Here is a 943-nt window from a genome sequence, read left to right as displayed (position 1 = left end):
ATATTAAAAATATGGTCCTATCTACCAAAGAAAGGTTACGTAAATGCGACGTCCTGGATGCCCCATTGTTTCGTTCTACGCAGATGGGCACCCGAGCATCGCATGATCAGCAAAAGCAGCATATCGACTACAGGTATTGGTATCATTCGGATCTTTTTAACACCGGATTTGGCAACCTTTTCAACTGCAACGCGTGGTTCCCAGCGAAAACCAAATTCGTTCAAGTACCGCGATAGATGCTTGGGCTCAGATAATGGAAAACGCCCATACGTGCCCGCTCAAACAGGGAGGAAAACGATTCGGCCGTATTGCAATGGATCTGGCCCCGACTGTACTCGCGCTTTGAATGGTTCACATGGGAGTGCGCAGGAAATTGACGACCGATTTTAAGATAGGACCGATGGCTATCACTCATCAAATGGGCACCTGTATCGATATGGCGGTCAATGATCGGTTGCAGTGTGGTAGCCTTTTCATTTTCAATGGAAACGGCCCGCACGGGGCCATGGCGCTCAACAGCGATCAATACTCACTGTTTGGCGGTGCCTTTGCCACGTTTATGGGCAACCCCTGGCATTGGCTCCGGAATGCCGCCAACGTACTTTTCATCAAGCTTATTATAGCTGAATTCGAGAACCTCAGCGTCTTCCCTAAATATTTTAAATTGAGTATAAAACATTGGAAATCCGAACGTTGCCGGCTTTGCGGCGCCGGCGAGCATAAGCCCCGGCTAATGATCAAGCATTGCTCCCGGCGTCAGCCAACAGCCGGTTGTTGGCCGCCATGCATGCCGCAGATTTCGTATACTTAACCACGCCCTACCGATATTCCCTCTGAACTTGCTCCAAGAAACCTCTCACCGCCTCGAACATTTGTGTCGCCCCCGGCTCCTCTATCGGCCAATGTCCGGCTCCCTCGAGGACGACCATTTCTTTGGCTGCTG

General features: G+C 50.6%; 2 protein-coding genes. One reads left to right on the top strand and one right to left on the bottom strand.

Annotation, left to right across the window (positions count from 1 at the left end):
- Positions 1–220: 220 nt before the first annotated feature.
- Positions 221–484, bottom strand: coding sequence for a transposase (locus MRX98_RS22320; protein WP_425523912.1), 264 nt, complete (start codon positions 482–484; stop codon positions 221–223).
- Between MRX98_RS22320 and MRX98_RS21790 the strand changes: the two genes are divergently transcribed.
- Positions 374–811, top strand: a complete 438-nt coding sequence (locus MRX98_RS21790; RefSeq protein ID WP_246915287.1) for a hypothetical protein — start codon at positions 374–376, stop codon at positions 809–811. The genes MRX98_RS22320 and MRX98_RS21790 overlap by 111 nt on opposite strands.
- Positions 812–943 lie beyond the last annotated feature (132 nt).

The organism is Desulfatitalea alkaliphila, from assembly GCF_022968795.1.
In the GTDB taxonomy this organism is placed as follows: domain Bacteria; phylum Desulfobacterota; class Desulfobacteria; order Desulfobacterales; family Desulfosarcinaceae; genus Desulfatitalea; species Desulfatitalea alkaliphila.
Note: the sequence above shows the minus strand (reverse complement) of the source record. Positions and strands in the feature narration are given on the sequence as shown.